This window comes from Flavobacterium psychraquaticum, from assembly GCF_034497725.1.
GTDB classification, from domain to species: Bacteria; Bacteroidota; Bacteroidia; order Flavobacteriales; family Flavobacteriaceae; genus Flavobacterium; species Flavobacterium psychraquaticum.
The window spans coordinates 556,910-576,791 of the sequence record NZ_JAXKVR010000030.1 but is presented as its reverse complement, the minus strand read 5'-3'; the positions used below and the strand labels follow the sequence as shown (position 1 = coordinate 576,791).

The window sequence follows — 19,882 nt, the reverse complement described above, 5'->3', positions numbered from 1 at the left end:
TCCCATGAGTAAAAATCCTATAAAAGTTGCTTTAATTGGAAACCCAAACGTGGGTAAAACTTCTGTTTTCAACCAACTTACCGGTCTGAACCAACAAGTAGGAAATTATCCCGGAATTACCGTTGAAAAAAAACAAGGAAGTTGCAAATTATGCGATACTGTTAAAGCAAAAGTCATTGATTTACCTGGAACTTATAGTTTAAACGCAAGTTCAATTGATGAAAATGTTGTAATTGAATTGTTGTTGAATAAAAATGATGAAGATTTTCCGGATGTAGCCGTGGTGGTCACAGAAGTTGAAAATTTAAAACGAAATTTACTCCTTTTTACCCAAATAAAAGATTTAGAAATTCCTACGATTTTAGTCATTAATATGGCCGATCGAATGAAATTAAAAGGAATTGAATTAGACATTCCAGCTTTAGAAAAAGAATTAAAAACTAAAATTGCATTAGTCAGTTCTAGAAAAAAAACAGGAATTGAAGAATTAAAAAATCTTATTCTTAATTACAAATCGCTTTCCACAGAACCTTGTTTGAGCGCTTCTTCGATTGATCCTGAATATTTTGATAAATTAAGAAGAGCTTTTCCAAATCAACTGTTATACAAACTTTGGTTGGTAATTACACAAGATGTTAATTTCTTGAATCTAGAACGTAATGAAATTAAAAATACGTTCACAAAATCACACGCCGATTTAAAGCGTTTGCAACAAAAAGAAACGATAAAAAGATACCAATTTATAAATGATACTTTAAAAATTGGACATAAAATAGACGTAGCAAAAGCCACCGATATAAGAGCAAAAATAGACCGTGTTTTAACGCACAAGATTTTTGGTTATTTGATTTTCTTCGGAATTTTGATGGTTATTTTTCAGTTATTGTTTGATTGGAGTAGCATTCCAATGGATTTTATTGACGAATCTTTTGCAAATTTTAGTTCGCTTGCGAAACAGAATCTTCCACCCGGAGAATTCACAAACTTAATCAGTGAAGGAATCATTCCAGGAATTGGTGGTGTAGTTATTTTTATTCCACAAATTGCCTTTTTATTCTTATTCATTTCGGTGTTAGAAGAAAGTGGTTATATGAGTCGCGTAGTATTTCTAATGGATAAGATAATGCGAAAATTCGGGCTTTCAGGTAAAAGTATTGTGCCTTTAATTTCAGGAACTGCTTGTGCGATTCCGGCAATTATGAGTGCGAGAAACATCGAAAATTGGAAAGAACGCTTAATCACTATTTTAGTAACGCCGTTCACAACTTGTTCCGCTCGTTTACCTGTTTATGCAATTTTAATTTCATTAATTATTCCCGAAAAAAGATTGTTTGGTTTCTTAAGCTTACAAGGTTTAACCTTGATGATCTTATACTTACTAGGATTTGGAATGGCTGTTTTCTCGGCTTATTTATTAAACATTTATTTGAAATTTAATACCAAATCTTATTTCGTCGTAGAAATGCCAAGTTACAAAGTGCCGATGTTTAGAAATGTCAGCATCAACGTAATTGAAAAAACAAAAGCATTCGTATTTGGAGCGGGGAAAATAATTTTAGCTATTTCTATTATCTTATGGTTTTTAGGTTCGCACGGATTAAGTGATAATTTCAACAATGCCGAACAAATTATTTCTGAACAAAATCAAGATAAAATATTGACTTCAGCTGAGTTTGATGATTTAGTAAATTCCTATAAATTAGAAAATTCATATATTGGTATTATGGGAAAAGCTATTGAACCCGTAATTAGACCTTTAGGATACGATTGGAAAATAGGAATTGCAATTGTTAGTTCCTTTGCTGCTCGTGAAGTTTTTGTGGGAACTCTAGCAACAATTTATAGCGTTGAAAGTCACGGTGACGAAGAAATTACCATCAAAAACAGAATGGCCGCAGAAGTAAATCCAGTAACGGGAGAGAAAGTGTTTAATTTTGCAACTGGAATTTCGTTATTGCTTTTTTACGCTTTCGCGATGCAATGCGTTTCTACATTAGCTATCGTTAAAAAAGAAACGAATTCTTGGAAATGGCCCATAGTTCAATTGGTCTTTATGACAGGTTTCGCCTATTTAACATCACTAATTGCTTTCCAAATTTTAAAATAAAATGGTACAAGAAATATTAGTATATATTGTTTTAGCATTCGCCTTAGGCTTTTTGATCAAAAAATTCTTCTTCAAAAAAATATCGAAGAAGAATTCAAAAGGGTGTGACGATGGTGGTTGTTGTGGTTAATAGCTAATCAAATGTCATTTTTACGCTAAACTTTTAACGATAAAAAGATTCTTATTGCACATATAAGTTTGAAGCAATTTTATTTGATATCGTTGTTCTTTTACCATCGATTGCAATCGTTAATGTTTCATCAAATTCTTCTCGTTCAACAATTTTTAAAACAGATCCTAAGGCAATTTTTTGTTTGTCTAAATACTTCAAAAAATCAGTTGAAGAATCTTTTACACCAATACATTTATAATCTTTATTTACTTCGGCATCCGACAATAAGTGTTTTTCAATTTTCTTAATAATTCCCTGTCCATCAGGAATCGGGTCTCCGTGTGGATCAAAAGATGGAAATCCAAGAAATTCGTCCAATTTATTGATCAAAACTTCCGATTTAATATGTTCTAATTCTTCGGCGATTTCGTGTACTTCATCCCACGAAAAATTTAACTTTTCTACTAAAAAAACTTCCCACAAACGATGCTTTCTAACAATCATTTTGGCAGCAAGTAATCCTTTTTCAGTAAGTGTTACGCCTTGATATTTCTGATAGCTAACAAAATCTTTCTCTGCTAATTTTTTCAACATATCGGTTACCGAAGATGCTTTTGTGTCCAACATTCCTGCAATCGCATTAGTGCTTACTCCTTTTGGAGCAACTAATGAAATGTGATAGATAACTTTGATGTAGTTTTCTTCTGAAATCGTCATTTATAAATATATTTTAAACAAATTTAATTCTTATTTTTGGAATAAATAAAATAAATGTTTAGTTTTGCCTAAATTTAATATTCAATACTAATGAAAAAATTTATTTGGCTACTACTGATTTCTGCTTTTGGATTTTCGCAAACAACCATTAAAGGAACAGTTTATAGCGGTAAAGAACCTTTGTCTTTTGCATCCATTTATTTGAAAGAAATCAAAAAAGGAGCTCAGACTGATGAAAATGGGAAATACGAAATTACTAATGTTGAAGCTGAAACTTATACCATAATTGCCTCTTATATGGGATATCAAACCGAAAGAAGAACAATAATAATTACTGTCGATAATAAATCGCAGATTAATTTCAATCTAAAAGAAGACGCAAATAATCTCGAAGAAGTTGTTGTCTCTGGAACTATGAAAGCCGTTTCTCGTATGGAAACTCCAGTTCCGGTCGAAGTTTACACGCCAGCTTTTTTTGAAGAAAAATCCAACATCAAATATTTTTGAAGCGTTGCAAAATGTAAATGGCGTCCGTCCGCAACTGAATTGTAGCATTTGTAATACTGGCGATATACATATTAATGGTTTGGAAGGACCTTATACAATGGTAACAATTGACGGAATGCCCATTGTGAGTTCGCTTTCTACGGTTTATGGTTTATCAGGAATTCCCAACTCATTAATTGAACGCGTTGAAGTGGTAAAAGGGCCAGCTTCCAGTTTGTATGGAAGTGAAGCGGTTGGTGGATTAATTAATATTATTACCAAAAAACCATTGAGTGCTCCTTTGTTTTCGGCAGATATTTTCTCTACTTCTTGGATAGAAACCAATGTTGATTTAGGTTTTAAAAGTGCAATCGGAAAAAAAGCAACAACATTAGTCGGAATAAATTACTATAATTTCAATGACAAAATAGACAATAACAATGATAATTTTACCGATGTAACGCTTCAAGAAGGCATTTCATTATTCAACAAATGGAGTTTTGACCGAAAAGACAATAAAGAATTCACTTTAGCCGGAAGATTTTTCTACGAAGACCGTTGGGGAGGTGAAATGCAATGGAACAAAAGTTACAGAGGTGGTAGTGAAGTTTATGGCGAAGTATTTATACCCGAAGATTTGAATTGTTAGGAAAATATCAATTGCCAACGCTTGAAGATATGTTTTTATCCTTTTCTGTAACCGATCACGATCAAAATTCGGTTTATGGAAACACTTTATATTTGGCACAACAAAAAATTGCTTACGCCCAATATACGTGGGATAAACAGATAGAAAACCACAATCTTTTACTAGGAAGTGCATTTCGTCATCAATATTATGATGATAACACAACAGCGACAATTGATGCTGAAAAAACCAATAGCTATAGTTTATTTCTTCAAGATGAAATTAAAATGTCCGAAAAACATACAATTTTATTAGGAGCAAGATATGATTATACCAACAATCACGGTTCAATTTTTACGCCAAGAATAGCTTACAAATGGAAAATATCAGACCACGATGTTTTCAGAATTAACGCCGGAACAGGTTTTAGAATTGTAAATTTATTTACCGAAGAACACGCCGCGTTAACTGGTGCAAGAGATGTGATTATTACCGAAGATTTAAAACCCGAAAAATCATACAACATCAATTTAAATTATTTGAAGAAAATTAAATTTGAAGACGGTTCGTTCTTAGGATTGGAAGCTTCAACTTGGTACACTTATTTCACCAATCAAATTTTACCCGATTATGACACCAATCCGAACCAAATTATTTATTCGAATTTAAACGGTTATGCAGAAACCATCGGATTAAGCGGAAATATCGACTACATTTCATCTTTCGGATTAAAAGCAATTGTTGGATTTACGATGTTGCATCCTAAAAACGTACAAAATGGTGTGTCTTCCCTACCCGTTTTAACTGAGAAATACAGCGCAAATTGGGCGTTAACGTATGATATTCCAAAATGGTTTTTGTCTATTGACTATACTGGTAATTTATATGGACCAATGCGTTTGCCATTATTAGGCGAGTTAGATCCCAGAAAAGAAGGAATATTCGCCAGTTTGGAGTTTGCAAAACATTCAGTTTACTTATAAAAAATTTCGTAATTTTGAACTTTATGGTGGTGTAAAAAACCTTTTAAATTGGACGCCTGCAAAAGGAAATCCTTTTTTAATTGCCGGAGCAAACGATCCGTTTGACCAAAATGTAGATTTTGATGCTTCGGGGAATGTAATTGCAACACCAACAAATCCGTATGCTTTGACGTTTGACCCGAATTATGTTTACGCACCAAACCAAGGAATTAGAGGCTTTTTAGGAATCAAATATACTATATTTTAAATGCAACATTATCATTATATTTTTACAGGATCAGGTTTATCGGCATTAATGACGGTTTATGAAATGATGCTTTCCGGAAAATTTAATGATAAATCCATCTTATTAATTGATGAAAATCCAAAAAAATCCAACGACAGAACTTGGTGCTTTTGGGATGAAAAGCATTTATTTGATGAAATTGTTTCTAAAAAATGGTCACAAGCTATTTTTTCGAATGAAAAATTTACCCGAGTTTTAGAATTAACACCTTATGAATACAAGAAGATTGAAGGCGTAGCTTTTTATGAAATGGTTTTCAAAATGATTTCTGAACATAAAAACATTCATTTTTTAAATCAGAAAGTAGTTGATTTTACCGAATTAGGAGATCATTGTGTCGTAAAAACAGATTTTGAAGGTTCGGAAGGAAATTTCACTTGCAACAAGGTTTTCAACTCCATTTATAATCCAAAAGAAGTAACGTCACAGAGTAAATATCCTTTAATTCATCAACATTTTGTGGGTTGGTTTATTAAAAGTAAAGAAGCTGTTTTCACGCCAAATTGTGCCACATTTATGGACTTTTCGGTGGAACTTAAAAATAATACTCGCTTTATGTATATGATGCCAACTTCAACAACTGAAGCTTTGTTAGAATATACATTGTTCTCTAAAAACTTACTTTCAAAAGAAGAATACGAAGCTGAAATTCAAAATTATATTACCAAATTAGGTATTACTGAATACGAAATCATCGAAAAGGAAGCCGGAAATATTCCGATGACTTCTTTCCCTTTTTGGAAAAATAACACTAAAAACATAGTACAAATTGGTTCGGCTGGCGGTTGGACAAAAGCAAGCACTGGTTATACATTTAAAAATGCCGTAAAAAAATCAAAAGCTTTAGTTAAGTTTTTAAAATCAGAATCCGACTTTAGAAAATTTCATAAAAAAGACAAATTTTGGTTTTATGATTTACTTTTATTAGATATTTTAAATTCGAAGAATCATTTAGGTCCGAATATATTTTCGGCTATGTTTAAAGAAGGAAGTTCTGAAGTGGTTTTCAAATTTCTAGATGAAGAAACATCGCTTTGGGAAGATTTACAAGTAATTTGGCGTTGTCCAAAAATGCCGTTTATTGTTGCATTACTAAATCGAATAAAGCGATAACAAATCTTTATGATTTATTTAAAATATAAATTTAGAAATCATTGTATCTTTACATAAATTTTGGAAGTATAAAAATCCAAAAAACTATTAATCATAAAATTAAAACGATATGTATCCAGAAGAAATGGTAAAACCAATGCGTGCTGAATTAACAGATGCTGGTTTTCAAGAATTACACAGTGCAGAAGCAGTAGAAAACGCATTAAAAATAGAAGGAACAACTTTAGTAGTAATCAACTCAGTTTGTGGTTGTGCAGCGAGAAATGCACGTCCGGGAGCTCAAATGAGTTTAGATGGTGCTAAAAAACCAACCCAATTAGTAACTGTTTTCGCAGGAGTTGATAGAGAAGCAGTAGATGCAGCACGTCAGCACATGTTTCCTTTCCCTCCATCATCGCCTTGTATGGCTTTGTTTAAAAACGGAGAATTAGTTCACATGTTAGAACGCCATCACATTGAAGGGCGTCCAGCAGAATTAATTGCTGAAAATTTAAAAGACGCATATAACGAGCATTGCTAATTGATAGTATGCTAGCATATAATAAAACCACCAAAATCATGGTGGTTTTTTTATTTTAAACCTTACTTTTGTAAAAATTCATCTAATAAATGGAAAAAATAATATCTTATCCTCTTTCTATACTTTATTATTGTATCTTTTTACTTTGGCTAATCATTTTTCATCCCATCCAATGGTTTTGTTTGAACTTGTTTGGTTATAATGCGCATCGCATCAGTGTTGCTTATATGAATTGGTTTTTAGTGCGAAGCGCTCATATTCTAGGTACAACTTTTCATATTGAAGGAATGGAAAACGTTCCTGAAAATCAACCGTTGATTATTGTTGCTAATCATCAAAGTTTACACGACATCACTACAATGATTTGGTTTTTAAGAAAAACGCATCCGAAATTTATAAGTAAAATTGAATTAGGCAAAGGAATTCCAAGCGTTTCCTATAATTTAAGACACGGTGGATCGGCTTTAATTGACAGAAAAGATCCTAAACAAGCTTTACCTGCGATAAAAAAAGTAGCAGAATTAGTTAACAAAAACAATTATGCAGTAGTTATATTTCCTGAAGGAACCAGAAGTAAAACGGGTATACCTAAACCATTTGCTAGTAGCGGATTAAAAATGCTTTATAAATTTGCGCCAGATGCATATTTTTTACCGGTCACCATTAACAATTCTTGGAAAATGACTAAATTTGGACAATTTCCTCTGGGTTTGGGAGTTAAGTTAAAATTGCAAATACATAAACCCTTAAAAGTTTCAGACAACTCATTTGAAGAAATTGCTGAGAAAACAGAAAAAATAATAACCCAACATATCAAAATATAAAACCATGTCTATCCAAAACATTCGACTAGAAGTGATGCAATTTCTAGAAAAAAAAATCGACACTTTTGTGGATGATTTTTTAATTCCAGTAGAGAAAATTTGGCAACCTACCGATCTACTTCCTGATTCTCAAAACGAAACTTTTTTTGAAGAAGTTAGAGAACTGCGTGAAATAGCAAAGGATTTGCCATACGATTTTTGGGTAACTTTAGTAGGTGATACTATTACGGAAGAAGCTTTACCCACTTATGAATCGTGGTTAATGGATGTGGAAGGTATCAATCAGGACGGCCAAGGAAACGGCTGGAGTAGATGGATTCGTCAATGGACGGGCGAAGAAAACCGTCATGGCGATTTGCTAAACAAATATTTATATCTTTCCGGAAGAGTAAATATGCGTGAAGTAGAAATGACCACACAGCATTTAATTAATGATGGTTTTGATATTGGAACGAGTAACGACCCATATAAAAACTTTGTTTACACCAGTTTTCAAGAATTAGCAACTTATGTTTCTCATAACAGAGTAGCACTTATTGCTAAGAAATATGGCGATAAAAAATTACATAAAATTTGCAACATGATTGCTGGAGACGAAATGCGTCACCACCTTGCTTACAGCGAATTCGTGAATCAGATTTTTAAAGTAGATCCGAGTCAAATGATGTTGGCCTTCCAGCACATGATGAAACATAAAATTATAATGCCTGCACATTTCTTAAGAGAATCAGGTCAGAAAATAAGCACAGCTTTTGAACAATTTTCAGATTCTGCACAAAGAATTGGCGTTTATACCGCTAGTGATTATGTAGATATAATGCAAAAATTAATCGATAAATGGGAAATCGATAAAATATCTGGATTAACAGGTGAAGCAGAAAAAGCGCGTGATTATTTGATGAAATTACCTGCAAGAATGACGAAAGTTTCAGAACGTTTAGTGATTCCAGAAACAGGTCACATTTTTAAATGGGTTGAACCTGCTTTAGCAAGATAGCAATTACAAAAATTTAAAAATTCCAGTTTTGTTATAAAATTGGAATTTTTTATATCCAATAAAATGAAAACAATACACCATACCATACTTTTCGTAAAAGAGAAACTTCAAAATGCCGAAGGCGGACACGATTGGTTTCACGTAGAACGTGTTTACAATAATGCTTTGTTAATTGCCGAAGAGGAAAGCTGTGATTTGCAAGTGATAAAATTAGCCGCTTTGCTTCACGATGTTGCCGATTCTAAATTTCATAATGGAGATGAAACTATTGGTCCGAAAATCGCTCGCGAATTTTTAGTAACCCAAAATGTAGCCGAAGAAACGATTAATCACGTCATCGCGATTATTGAAAACATTTCATACAAAGGTGGAAATTTTGAAAAGGAATTTCATTCTAAAGAACTGGAAATTGTTCAAGATGCTGATCGGTTAGATGCAATTGGTGCAATTGGAATCGCAAGAACATTCAATTATGGTGGGTTTAAAAATAGGCCGCTTTACAATCCCACCATTCAACCAAATTTGAACATGAGTAAAGAAGAATATAAAAATTCTGAAGCGCCAACTTTAAATCATTTTTACGAAAAACTGCTGCTTTTAAAAGATAAAATGAGCACCGAAACCGGAAAAAAAATTGCTAAAAAAAGACATAATTTTATGGTTTCTTTTTTATCTCAATTTTATTCAGAGTGGGAAGGATTAGCTTAAAAAAAAGCTCCAAATTAAATTTAATTTGGAGCTTTTTATATTATTATTTCCCAGGAAAAACTGCTTTTCTTTTTTCTAAAAATGCCGTTGTTCCTTCTTTAAAATCTTCAGTTCCAAAACTTGCTCCAAAGTTTTTAATTTCTACTTCATAGCCATTAACGCCATCTTCGAAATTTGCATTAATCGCTTCGATCGCTTTTGCTATAGCAACACTTGAGTTTTTAGCGATTTTCGACGCAAGGCCTTTTGCAAAATCAAGTAATTCTTCTTGAGTAACTACGTGATTTACTAAACCGTAATTTTTCGCTGTTTCTGCATCAATCATTCCGGCGGTCATAATCAGTTCCATTGCACGACCTTTTCCTACTAATTGTGTTAAGCGTTGCGTTCCTCCATAACCAGGAATAACTCCTAAAGTTACTTCAGGCAATCCCATTTTTGCGTTGGTTGAAGCCACTCTGAAATGACATGACATTGCCAATTCTAAACCACCACCGAGTGCAAATCCGTTTACAGCGGCAATTACGGGCGTACTCAAATTTTGTACGAAATCGAATAACAAAGCTTGACCTTCTGCGGCTAACTTTTCGCCTTCTTTCACTGAAAAATTAGCAAACTCTGAAATATCCGCTCCCGCTACAAATGCTTTCTCCCCACTTCCTGTAATGATGATTGCTTTTATATTATTATCTTCATTCAAAATTTTGAATCCCTCGTGCAATTCTTGAATGGTAGCTTTGTTTAAAGCGTTTAATTTTGTTGGACGATTGATAGTAACAACCGCAATATTGTCAAATTTTTCTATTAAAATATTTTCCATTTTTAAAATTTTTATTTGATTATTGGAAATGAAACAAAAAATTCCGTTCCTTTCCCTAACTCTGATTCAAAAGTAATTGTTCCTTGATAATTTTCTATAATATTTTTGATAATTGCTAATCCAAGACCCATTCCACTTGATTTTGTAGTAAATTTTGGCTCAAAAATGCGGGACGTGTTTTGAGATGAAATTCCCTTTCCGTTGTCCTTTACGGCAATTTTAACTTGATTGTTTTCTCTAAATACCGTTACAAAAACAGCTTTGTGTTCTTGTTCTTCAGGTATGGATTGTGTTGCGTTTTTAACCAAATTCGTAATCACACGAATCAATTGGGTTCGGTCTAATTTTGCAATAATTTCATCTTCTAATGCTGAAAATTGAATATAATCTTCGTTAAAAATTTCCAGTGCCATTTTTACGATATTAACAACATTTAAGGTTTCATTTTGCTGAGCAGGCATCGTTGCAAAGTTTGAAAATGCACTTGCTACCGAACTCATTGTATCGATTTGTTGCAAGATAGTTTTGGTATAATCATCTAATTTCTTGGAAATATCTGGATTATTTGGATCAAACTTTCGTTGGAAACTTTGAACTGTTAATCGCATTGGTGTAAGAGGATTTTTAATTTCGTGAGCCACTTGTTTCGCCATTTCTCGCCAAGCTTGCTCCCGCTCACTTTGAGCTAAAACAGTAGCACTTTCTTCTAATTTGTCTACCATATTGTTGTAGGATTTAATTAGTAGATTGATTTCCTTACTTCCGTCTTCAATTACAATTTTTTCGTTTAAATGATTTAATTGTGTTTCTTCAATTCTATCACTGATTATTTTTAAAGATTTTGTTATATAACTCGATAAAAAATAAGACAAAATGATAGAAATCAAAAACATAATAACATATACTTGTCCGAAACGAATTAAAAAATTTTCCACATCGTTATCATAAAACTCTCTTTTTTCTTCATAGGGTAAATTTAAAATTCCAAGTGGTTTAAATTTGGTATCTTTTAAATAGGAATAAGAGGAGCGGTATGTTTTTCCGTCAATATTTGCAAATTCAATATATCGTTTATCTAAAGAAGATTGAATAATTTTTAATGTTGAAGGATTTATTTTTGGCTTGTCTTTATCTAATTTGAAAATAGCCTTCGAAGAAATTAACAAATTCCCTTTTAAGTCGAAAAAATTAATTTCCATACTATGAATATCTGCCAATTCAAAAATTTTTTCTTTGAAAATTAGCGAAATGTTTTGGGTATTTAAAGGATAGGTTGTGGTTTGCAACACATAATTAATATGTTCTGCAATAGCTGCCTCTTTTCGCTCTAAGCGATCTTGGTGGTATTGCCTTGCTTCTTTTCGAAATTGATAAATGGAAACCGATGCAATAAGTAAGGATGCAATAAGCGTTAAGAATATCATTGATAGAAATATTCTTACTCTAAGGGAAAGGTTTTTTATGTTAAAGATTCTGTCCATTAACTATTTTAATTCTTTTCTCTTATTTTTTTATAAAATTTGAATCCCATCATAATCACAATTGAAAATATAAAAATACCCAATACGCCATAAATCCAATTGATTGCGTTTTTTAATATTACTAAAAAGACAACGGCAAATAAAATAATCGTAGCGCCTTCATTCCAAATTCTAAAGAAATTAGACGACTGTTTAACTTCGTTCTTCTGTAAATTTTGAAATATTTGGTGGCATTTTAAATGGTAAATATACAATAGCAAAACGAATGCCAACTTTACGTGCATCCAAGGTTGTTGCAACCAAGATTGTCCTAAAGGTGTAAAAAACAACATCCAAAAAGCGAAAATACTAGCCAAAACTGCGCTTGGCCAGGTTATTATATACCACAATCGGTATTGCATTATTTGGTATTGTTTGATGAGAATATCTTGCTCGGGTTGTGGTTTTTGTTTAGCTTCTGCATGATAAACAAATAAGCGAACAATATAAAAAAGACCTGCAAACCAAGTAATTACAAATATTAAATGTAGTGATTTTATGTAATTATAGAATTCCATTTGCGATTATTTAGCCCATTCTTTTACCCAACCAGCAACCACTTCGCACCATTCGTCATCATCATTTAAACAAGGAATAGCCTTAAATTCTTCGCCCCCGTGGTGTATAAATTCTTCCTTAGCTTCCATTGCAATTTCTTCTAGTGTTTCCAAACAATCCGAAACAAAAGCAGGCGTTACCACAGCTAGCTTTTTAATTCCTTTCTCAGGCATTTTATTAACTTCTACATCGGTATAAGGTGTTAACCATTTGTCTCCTGCTAAACGTGACTGGAACGTTTGGCTGTATTTGTCTTCTGGGATTCCCAATAATTTCACAACTTGTTTGGTAGTTTCATAACATTGGTGGCTATAACAAAACTCGTGAGCCGGTGATGGCGTATCACAACAAGTACGATCCATTTTACAGTGTGATTTAGTAATGTCTGTTTTGCGAATATGACGTTTTGGAACTCCATGATAAGAGAACAATAAATGATCATAATCAAACCCTTCTAAATGCTTTTTAATTGAATTGGCTAAAGCTTGAATAAAATCGGGCTTGTTATAAAATGCGGGTACGTTTGTAAATGTCATTTCTGGAAAATGCTTCTGACGTAATTCTTCTGCTAAAACTAAAATAGTTGTCGTTGAAGCCATTGCATGTTGCGGATATAAAGGCATCAACATTACTTCGGTTACACCTTTATCTTTTAATTCTTGTAGTCCTTTTAGAATTGTAATAGTTCCATATCGCATCGATAAGGCTACAGGAATATCAACTAGTTTCTGCACTTTCTGGTGCATTTTTTTAGAAATGACGATTAATGGCGAACCTTCATCTGTCCAAATTCTAGCGTAAGCTTCTGCTGATTTTTTGGGTCTTGTTTGTAAAATTATCCCACGAACTAATAAAGCACGTAATATAAATGGAACATCAATTACATATTTGTCCATTAAAAATTCATCCAAATAGGGCTTTACATCCTTTGCAGTAGGACTTTCTGGAGAACCTAAGTTCACTAATAATACTCCTTTCATATTGTATTTTTTTTTATAAAAGTAATTATTTTACTTTTCTTTATTTATGAATAATTATTTTTTTATTTATGCTTTGATATACGAAATTGATGGCTTTTGGATTTAAACATTACTGTTCAAATTCATTAAATATTTTTTTGGAGTGGTGCCAAATTTCTTTTTGAAAGCTGCAATAAAATGACTTCCAGTACTATAACCGATTTTTAATCCCACTTCATTTACATTATAAGAACCACTATCTAAAAGTTGACGGGCATAATCCATTTTATATTCAAACAAAAAACCAAATACGGTATCACCATAAATTTGTTTGAAACCCATTTTTAATTTTTTTAAACTCAAACCTACTTGTTCTGATAAGGCATCAAGTCCTGGTGGTTCAGACATATTTAGAATTATGATTTCTTTCGCTTTTTTAATTTTCAGTACATTTTCTTCATCAATTAAAAACGGACATTGCTCAGCATTTGGATCTTCGGAGCGATTAAAATATAAACTTAACAATTCATATCCTTTTCCTTTGTAATATAAGTTTTTGATGAAGGAATTTAAATTATAATGAAATAATTGACTCAAAACAATTGCCATTGATGGACTTATATCGTTTTCTTTATAGTATTTTTTATCTTTATTCTCTTCGCTCAAGAATGGAATGTTTTCTGCTTCCGAAGAAAATAAACTGTGAAACTTTTTAATAGAAATAATGACCGAAACAATCCAAGTGTTTGGGGCTAATTCTAGATTAAGCGGTAGCTCTTTTTGCGGATTATAAAACAAAAGCGATTTCTCTTCTTTTAAATCTAGTGCATAACTTCCTTGATTGAAAATAAATTTACCTTTTCCCTTTAACCCAAAATGAAATTGTATAAATCCCTGATTTACATGCTTTTCAATGCGATACATTTCGCCTCCGTCATTTTGAAACAGATGTAAAATAAAATCATTTTCAATTTTTATTTCTTCTTGAGAACCCATAGCGATGTTTTTTCGTATATAGTATCAATCAATTAGTATTTTCTTATTTAGAATTGTTCTACATAGATAAATTCGAAACACTTGATTTTGCTACAAATTTACGAGAAATAACGCTTAAAAGACAAATAAGACTTAAAATATCTTTGAACGACATAAAAAGTCCCTTAAGCGTTACTTTTATAAATGATAGACCAATAATTTTGTTAAACTTTTAGGAAAGAGTAGTTTTATGGAAAACAATACATTTGCAAAGCACCCAACATTCTACGCGATAGGCTTAAGCTATAAAAAAGCAGATGCCGAAATGCGAGGCAAATTTAGTTTAGACGACAAATCTAAAGCAAATTTATTACTTCAGGCAAAAGAAGAAGGCATAGAGAATTTAATCGTTACCTCAACTTGTAACAGAACCGAAATATACGGTTTTGCACAACACCCGTTTCAATTAATCAAATTACTTTGCGAAAATAGTCAAGGAACAGTTGAAGATTTTCAAAAAGTAGCGTTCGTTTATAAAAGCGGTGAAGCAGTATCGCACATGTTTCGTGTAGGAACTGGGCTAGACAGTCAGATTTTAGGAGATTTTGAGATCATCAGTCAACTTAAAAATGCGTTCGTTCAAAGTAAAGGTATGGATCTCGCTAATTCCTTTTTAGAACGCCTAGTAAATTCTGTAATTCAAGCTAGTAAAAAAATTAAAACAGATACAGAAATTTCTTCAGGCGCTACTTCGGTTGCCTTTTCGGCAGTACGTTATATTTTTAATAATGTAGAAGATATTTCAAATAAGAATATTTTATTATTTGGAACGGGGAAAATAGGGAGAAATACGTGTGAAAATTTAGTAAAACATTCAAAGCACGAACAAATTACATTGATCAATAGAACAAAAGATAAGGCAGAACGAATAGCTAATAAACTAAACGTAGTTGTAAAAGATTATGCTGATTTGCAATTAGAAATTCAAAAAGCAGATGTCTTAGTTGTTGCAACGGGTGCTCTAAATCCGACGGTTGATAAAACAATATTAAATTTAAAAAAACCACTGTTAATTTTAGATTTATCGATTCCGAAAAACGTGAATGCAAACGTAATGGAGTCGGAAAATGTAACTTTAATACACATGGATCAATTGGCTCAAATGGCTGATGAAACCTTAGAAAATAGAAAAAAACACATTCCTGCTGCAGAAGCGATTATCGAAGAAATTAAAGATGAATTTATCGCATGGACCAAGCAACGTAAATTCGCACCTACTATCCACGCTTTAAAAGCGAAATTAAACACGATTAAGGAAGGTGAATTGAACTTTCAACGTAAAAAAATCGCTAATTTTGATGAGGAACAAGCCGAATTAATTAGCGCAAGAATCATCCAAAAAATCACCAACCATTTTGCAAATCACTTAAAAGACGACCAAACAATGGTAGACGAAAGCATTGAATGGATTGAAAAAATATTTCAAATTGAAACGCTTGTAAAATAATGAATAAAATTATCCGAATAGGAACACGAGATAGCGAATTAGCACTTTGGCAAGCGCATACGGTAGAAAAAAAATTAAACGATTTAGGCTATCAAACAGAAATTATCGCAGTAAAATCGCAAGGTGATATTCTTCTTGACAAACCATTATACGAATTAGGAATAACAGGAATTTTTACTAAAACTTTAGACATTGCAATGCTTAACAAACAGGTTGATATTGCAGTGCATTCTATGAAAGATGTTCCAACAGCACTCCCTATTGGAATTATACAAGCCGCAGTTTTAGAACGCGCAAATTCAGTAGATATTTTAGTTCATAAAGGTAATTTAGATTTTTTAAATTCAGAAGGAACTATTGCAACAGGAAGCTTACGCAGACAAGCGCAATGGTTGAACAAATATCCAACACACAAAACTGTTGATCTTCGCGGAAATATAAACACTCGATTAAAAAAACTTGAAGAAAGCGACTGGAACGGCGCTGTTTTTGCAGCAGCAGGTTTAGAACGAATCAATATAAAACCAGATAATTTTATTGATTTGTCATGGATGGTTCCGGCTCCGGCACAAGGTGCAATGGTAGTCGTGGCAATGGAAAATGATGATTTTTGCAGAGAAGCCCTAGCCAAATTAAATCACAAAGAAACCGAAGTTTGCACACATATTGAACGCCAATTTCTAAAAACACTAGAAGGTGGTTGCACCGCACCAATTGGAGCTTTAGCCAGCTATAATAGTTCGACAATTAATTTTGAAGGGGTTCTGTTTTCTTTAGACGGAAAAGTGAAATTTGAAAGCAAAAAAAGTTGTACTTTTGAATCTTACAAAAACTTCGGAAAAGAGTGTGCTGAGGAAATTTTAAAAAATGGCGCATCTACTTTAATGAAAAGTATTCGTCGTGATTTGAAAAAGTAATTTCATCCAAAATGCAGAAAGACTCGTTACTCAATTATTTATATCGCTTTTTTGATATTATTGTATTACTTTTTATCGTATTTGACTTTGGATATGATTTTAAAGAAAACTATAATTCACCACACGTAATTGGGTTATTAATACTTTCTTTAGGATTATTAGCTTTTAATTCCTTTAAATTTTTCACAAAACGATTCGAAAGTAACAGGAAAGTAGCACTTGTTAATATGGTTTTGCTTACAGCTCTTTTATTAAGCTGTGTTGTTATTTTGTTATTAAACTGTAACTTCCATTCCGATTATATCTTACAAAAAATAAAACCCGTTTTAGAGGGTGGATTAATTTTCTATTTTTTATTGCGATTAATGGTTTTTGTGCGTCATATTTATGATATCTATTTTAATCCTGCAATCGTTTTTGTCGGAAGTTTTATGATTTTAGCATTGACAGGTGCTTTTTTATTGATGCTTCCTAGTGCAACTGAGAACGGAATAACTTTTACAAATGCACTTTTCACTGCCACAAGCGCTGTTTGCGTCACTGGCTTGGTTGTAATGGACACCTCTTCTGATTTTACGATTGTTGGTCAATCAATCATCATCGTACTAATTCAATTAGGAGGAATTGGAATTCTGACTTTTACTTCTTTTTTCGCGTTCTTTTTTAGAGGAAGTTCTTCGTTTAAAGAAGGTTTAAATACAAGAGATTTTATTGCTCACGATGGTTTGAGAGATGTATTTAGAGCAGCACTTAATGTTGTCATATTTACGCTCGGAGTTGAAATTGTAGGCGCTTTGTTTATCTACTCTTCTATTATTGAAATTAAAGGGATTGAAAATGAATTTTTCTTTTCCATATTTCACTCCATCTCCGCATTTTGTAATGCTGGCTTTTCAATTATGCCAGGTGGAATTCAAAACGAATCCATACGATATGATTATTATTTGCATTGGATCATAATGATTTTGATTGTTTTAGGTGGATTAGGTCATAATATTGTTTTTAACTTCTATCAATATTTAAAAACCTATATTATAGAGTTATTTGAGAAAAAAATCGTACACAAAAAAATCAGAATACTTACCGTAAATACCAAAATTGTACTTTACACAACATTTATTTTGCTAATTGGAGGTTTTCTTTTTCTTTTTATCGCTGAATATAACAATACGTTATTGGAACACGAATCTATTTTTGGAAAAATAACCGTTGCAAGTTTTAGTGCTGTCTCACCAAGAACAGCGGGTTTCGATGCAGTAGATTATTCTAAAATGAATGTGCATTCTTTATTATTTATTATCTTTTTAATGTGGATTGGTGGATCGCCTGCATCTACGGCTGGTGGTATTAAAACGAGTACCTTTGCTTTAGCTACATTAAATATATTTTCAGTCGCTAGAGGTAAAGGAAGAATTCAGTTATTTGGTAGAAGAATATCGTCCGATTCTACCTCTCGTGCTTTTGCAATTTTATCAATTTCATTAATTACTATTGGCGTTTCAATTATGGCTGTTTTAATTTTTGAACCAAAAGGAACATCAATTTTAACCGTGGCTTTTGAGTGTTTTTCAGCTTACAGTACGGTTGGTTTAAGTTTAAATTTTACACCAACGCTAACGGAGCCTAGCAAATATGTTTTGATGGCCTGTATGTTTATAGGTCGCATAGGAATGCTCAATTTAATGGTCGGATTATTACGAAAATTGAATCATCAATTTTACGAATATCCAAAAGAAAATATTTTAATTAACTAAATTTATCCAAATGAAAATAATTGTATTTGGTTTAGGAAACTTCGGAATGTCGCTCGCTATAAGTCTAACTGAAACAGGAAATGAAGTTATCGGGGTTGACAAAAATATGGAAAAAGTGAATTTAGTCAAAGATAAAATATCACACGCTATTGTAATGGATTCCACAAATGAATTGTCTTATGAAGCCTTGCCCTTAAAAGACACAGATAAAGTCGTAGTTGCAATTGGAGAAAATGAAGGTGCTGCTATTATAACGACCGCAATTATAAAAAAACTAAGTGACGTTAAAATCATCAGTAGAGCTTTATCTCCTATTCACGACACTGTTTTAGAAGCAATGGGAATTCACAGCATTGTACATCCAGAACAAGAATCAGCGGATAGATTAACGAAACAAATCAACTTCAAATCAACTTTAGAAAACTATCAATTAGACGATAATTACACCATTTCGGAATTAAAAGCAAAACCTGAATTTTTTGGAAAAACATTAGCCGAATTAGACACGATAGACAAATATCGTTTGACTTTAATTACTATTTTCCGTAAAAGAGAAAAACGAAATTTAATAGGGAAAAGAACGGTTATTAAGGAAACTATCGGTCGGCCAACTCCAACTACTGTAGTTGAAGAAAATGATATTTTAGTGGTTTACGGATTTAATAAGGATATCGAAAACTATTGTCAAGGACAAGAAGAACACCAAATAAGAAGTTAATAATGACTCAAATACTTTCGACAAAAAAATTGTCAAAGACTTTAAAAAACAAACTTTCCATAGCTACTATAAATTGTGTGGAAAAGAACTTTATTAAAACTTCTTCGCTCACATTTGAAAAGCCTATATTAAATGACTATCTTATTTTTACGAGTAAAAAAGCCGTAAAAAGCGTTCTAAAATCAAAAAATAAAGCTGTTTTTTCAAAACCTTGCTTTTGTGTTGGTGAAAAAACAAAAAAGAAATTACTTAAGAATAAGTTTGAAGTAGTTGAATGTACCGATTACGCGGCCGATTTAATAAAAATAATCGATGCAAAATATAAAAGCAATACGTTCACTTTCTTTTGTGGCAACATCAGAAGAAACACAATTCCTGATTATTTGAAGCAAAACGACATTAGTTATAATGAAATCACAGCATATAAAACGACTTTAAAACCACGTTTCATAAAGAAAAATTATGAAGCCATATTGTTTTACAGTCCTTCTGGTGTGAACAGTTTTTTAGAACATAATTCAATTGCAAGTAAAATGTGTTTTTGCATCGGTACAACCACCGCAAAAGCATTAGAAAATAAAACAGAAAATATCATAGTAGCAAACCAACCTACGATTGAAAACGTAATTACAGCAGTATTAAATTATTATCAACGCTAGTAGTTTAGACTATA

Annotated in this window: 17 protein-coding genes and 1 pseudogene; 12 read left to right on the top strand and 6 right to left on the bottom strand. The window is 32.3% G+C overall.

What is annotated here, in order from left to right; translation table 11 throughout:
- Window positions 1-4: 4 nt before the first annotated feature.
- Complete coding sequence (feoB, locus tag T1L09_RS12330; RefSeq protein WP_322551270.1) at window positions 5-2,107, top strand: ferrous iron transport protein B; 2,103 nt, start codon at window positions 5-7, stop codon at window positions 2,105-2,107.
- Window positions 2,108-2,288: 181 nt separating this feature from the next.
- On the opposite strand, the gene T1L09_RS12325 is transcribed toward feoB, so the two are convergent.
- Window positions 2,289-2,936, bottom strand: coding sequence for a metal-dependent transcriptional regulator (locus T1L09_RS12325; protein ID WP_322551269.1), 648 nt, complete (start codon window positions 2,934-2,936; stop codon window positions 2,289-2,291).
- Window positions 2,937-3,026: 90 nt separating this feature from the next.
- Between T1L09_RS12325 and T1L09_RS13825 the strand changes: the two are divergent.
- The 6 genes and pseudogenes from T1L09_RS13825 (at window position 3,027) to T1L09_RS12280 (ending at window position 9,481) form a co-directional block, all read left to right on the top strand.
- Window positions 3,027-5,280, top strand: a pseudogene (locus T1L09_RS13825) (TonB-dependent receptor).
- Complete coding sequence (locus T1L09_RS12300) at window positions 5,281-6,432, top strand: lycopene cyclase family protein (protein ID WP_322551264.1); 1,152 nt, start codon at window positions 5,281-5,283, stop codon at window positions 6,430-6,432. It begins immediately after the preceding pseudogene.
- 109 nt (window positions 6,433-6,541) lie between these two features.
- A complete protein-coding gene (locus tag T1L09_RS12295) occupies window positions 6,542-6,952 on the top strand; it encodes a BrxA/BrxB family bacilliredoxin (protein ID WP_322551263.1) in 411 nt (136 codons plus the stop codon).
- 89 nt (window positions 6,953-7,041) lie between these two features.
- Window positions 7,042-7,776 carry a lysophospholipid acyltransferase family protein gene (locus T1L09_RS12290; protein ID WP_322551262.1) on the top strand — a complete coding sequence of 245 codons (735 nt, stop codon included), beginning with the start codon at window positions 7,042-7,044 and terminating at the stop codon, window positions 7,774-7,776.
- A gap of 4 nt (window positions 7,777-7,780) precedes the next feature.
- A complete protein-coding gene (locus tag T1L09_RS12285) occupies window positions 7,781-8,773 on the top strand; it encodes an acyl-ACP desaturase (protein WP_322551261.1) in 993 nt (330 codons plus the stop codon).
- A 63-nt stretch (window positions 8,774-8,836) separates the two neighbouring features.
- Window positions 8,837-9,481, top strand: a complete 645-nt coding sequence (locus T1L09_RS12280; RefSeq protein ID WP_322551260.1) for an HD domain-containing protein — start codon at window positions 8,837-8,839, stop codon at window positions 9,479-9,481.
- A 43-nt stretch (window positions 9,482-9,524) separates the two neighbouring features.
- Here the strand turns inward: T1L09_RS12280 and T1L09_RS12275 are convergent, their stop codons facing one another.
- The 5 genes from T1L09_RS12275 to T1L09_RS12255 all read right to left on the bottom strand — a co-directional run bounded on the left by T1L09_RS12275 (window position 9,525) and on the right by T1L09_RS12255 (window position 14,334).
- Window positions 9,525-10,301 (bottom strand): enoyl-CoA hydratase/isomerase family protein, encoded by a 777-nt coding sequence (locus tag T1L09_RS12275; protein WP_322551259.1) that lies wholly within the window; start codon window positions 10,299-10,301, stop codon window positions 9,525-9,527.
- Between the two features lie 11 nt (window positions 10,302-10,312).
- Entirely contained in the window at window positions 10,313-11,725 is a 1,413-nt protein-coding gene (locus T1L09_RS12270; RefSeq protein WP_422718580.1) for a sensor histidine kinase, read from the bottom strand.
- Between the two features lie 65 nt (window positions 11,726-11,790).
- On the bottom strand, window positions 11,791-12,339 hold the full coding sequence (locus tag T1L09_RS12265; RefSeq protein WP_322551257.1) for a CopD family protein: 549 nt from the start codon (window positions 12,337-12,339) through the stop codon (window positions 11,791-11,793).
- A gap of 6 nt (window positions 12,340-12,345) precedes the next feature.
- Complete coding sequence (hemH, locus tag T1L09_RS12260) at window positions 12,346-13,359, bottom strand: ferrochelatase (RefSeq protein WP_322551256.1); 1,014 nt, start codon at window positions 13,357-13,359, stop codon at window positions 12,346-12,348.
- 102 nt (window positions 13,360-13,461) lie between these two features.
- A complete protein-coding gene (locus tag T1L09_RS12255) occupies window positions 13,462-14,334 on the bottom strand; it encodes a helix-turn-helix domain-containing protein (protein ID WP_322551255.1) in 873 nt (290 codons plus the stop codon).
- Between the two features lie 229 nt (window positions 14,335-14,563).
- Between T1L09_RS12255 and hemA the strand changes: the two genes are divergently transcribed.
- From hemA to T1L09_RS12230, 5 genes are all read left to right on the top strand, one after another.
- Window positions 14,564-15,820, top strand: a complete 1,257-nt coding sequence (hemA, locus tag T1L09_RS12250; RefSeq protein ID WP_322551254.1) for a glutamyl-tRNA reductase — start codon at window positions 14,564-14,566, stop codon at window positions 15,818-15,820.
- Complete coding sequence (hemC, locus tag T1L09_RS12245; protein WP_322551565.1) at window positions 15,817-16,737, top strand: hydroxymethylbilane synthase; 921 nt, start codon at window positions 15,817-15,819, stop codon at window positions 16,735-16,737. Before hemA ends, hemC begins: the two co-directional genes overlap by 4 nt.
- An 11-nt stretch (window positions 16,738-16,748) precedes the next feature.
- The gene (locus T1L09_RS12240) at window positions 16,749-18,491 is read left to right on the top strand and encodes a TrkH family potassium uptake protein (protein WP_322551253.1); all 1,743 of its coding nucleotides are present in this window, start codon (window positions 16,749-16,751) and stop codon (window positions 18,489-18,491) included.
- A gap of 10 nt (window positions 18,492-18,501) precedes the next feature.
- Window positions 18,502-19,209 (top strand): potassium channel family protein, encoded by a 708-nt coding sequence (locus tag T1L09_RS12235; RefSeq protein ID WP_322551252.1) that lies wholly within the window; start codon window positions 18,502-18,504, stop codon window positions 19,207-19,209.
- A 77-nt stretch (window positions 19,210-19,286) separates the two neighbouring features.
- Window positions 19,287-19,868 (top strand): uroporphyrinogen-III synthase, encoded by a 582-nt coding sequence (locus tag T1L09_RS12230; protein WP_322551251.1) that lies wholly within the window; start codon window positions 19,287-19,289, stop codon window positions 19,866-19,868.
- Window positions 19,869-19,882: the final 14 nt, after the last annotated feature.

Coding starts and splice junctions, on each gene's coding strand:
- feoB (WP_322551270.1), top strand. CDS start 5: ATGAGTAAAAATCCTATAAAAGTTGCTTTAATTGGAAACCCAAACGTG.
- T1L09_RS12325 (WP_322551269.1), bottom strand. CDS start 2,936: ATGACGATTTCAGAAGAAAACTACATCAAAGTTATCTATCACATTTCA.
- T1L09_RS12300 (WP_322551264.1), top strand. CDS start 5,281: ATGCAACATTATCATTATATTTTTACAGGATCAGGTTTATCGGCATTA.
- T1L09_RS12295 (WP_322551263.1), top strand. CDS start 6,542: ATGTATCCAGAAGAAATGGTAAAACCAATGCGTGCTGAATTAACAGAT.
- T1L09_RS12290 (WP_322551262.1), top strand. CDS start 7,042: ATGGAAAAAATAATATCTTATCCTCTTTCTATACTTTATTATTGTATC.
- T1L09_RS12285 (WP_322551261.1), top strand. CDS start 7,781: ATGTCTATCCAAAACATTCGACTAGAAGTGATGCAATTTCTAGAAAAA.
- T1L09_RS12280 (WP_322551260.1), top strand. CDS start 8,837: ATGAAAACAATACACCATACCATACTTTTCGTAAAAGAGAAACTTCAA.
- T1L09_RS12275 (WP_322551259.1), bottom strand. CDS start 10,301: ATGGAAAATATTTTAATAGAAAAATTTGACAATATTGCGGTTGTTACT.
- T1L09_RS12270 (WP_422718580.1), bottom strand. CDS start 11,725: ATGATATTCTTAACGCTTATTGCATCCTTACTTATTGCATCGGTTTCC.
- T1L09_RS12265 (WP_322551257.1), bottom strand. CDS start 12,339: ATGGAATTCTATAATTACATAAAATCACTACATTTAATATTTGTAATT.
- hemH (WP_322551256.1), bottom strand. CDS start 13,359: ATGAAAGGAGTATTATTAGTGAACTTAGGTTCTCCAGAAAGTCCTACT.
- T1L09_RS12255 (WP_322551255.1), bottom strand. CDS start 14,334: ATGGGTTCTCAAGAAGAAATAAAAATTGAAAATGATTTTATTTTACAT.
- hemA (WP_322551254.1), top strand. CDS start 14,564: ATGGAAAACAATACATTTGCAAAGCACCCAACATTCTACGCGATAGGC.
- T1L09_RS12240 (WP_322551253.1), top strand. CDS start 16,749: ATGCAGAAAGACTCGTTACTCAATTATTTATATCGCTTTTTTGATATT.
- T1L09_RS12235 (WP_322551252.1), top strand. CDS start 18,502: ATGAAAATAATTGTATTTGGTTTAGGAAACTTCGGAATGTCGCTCGCT.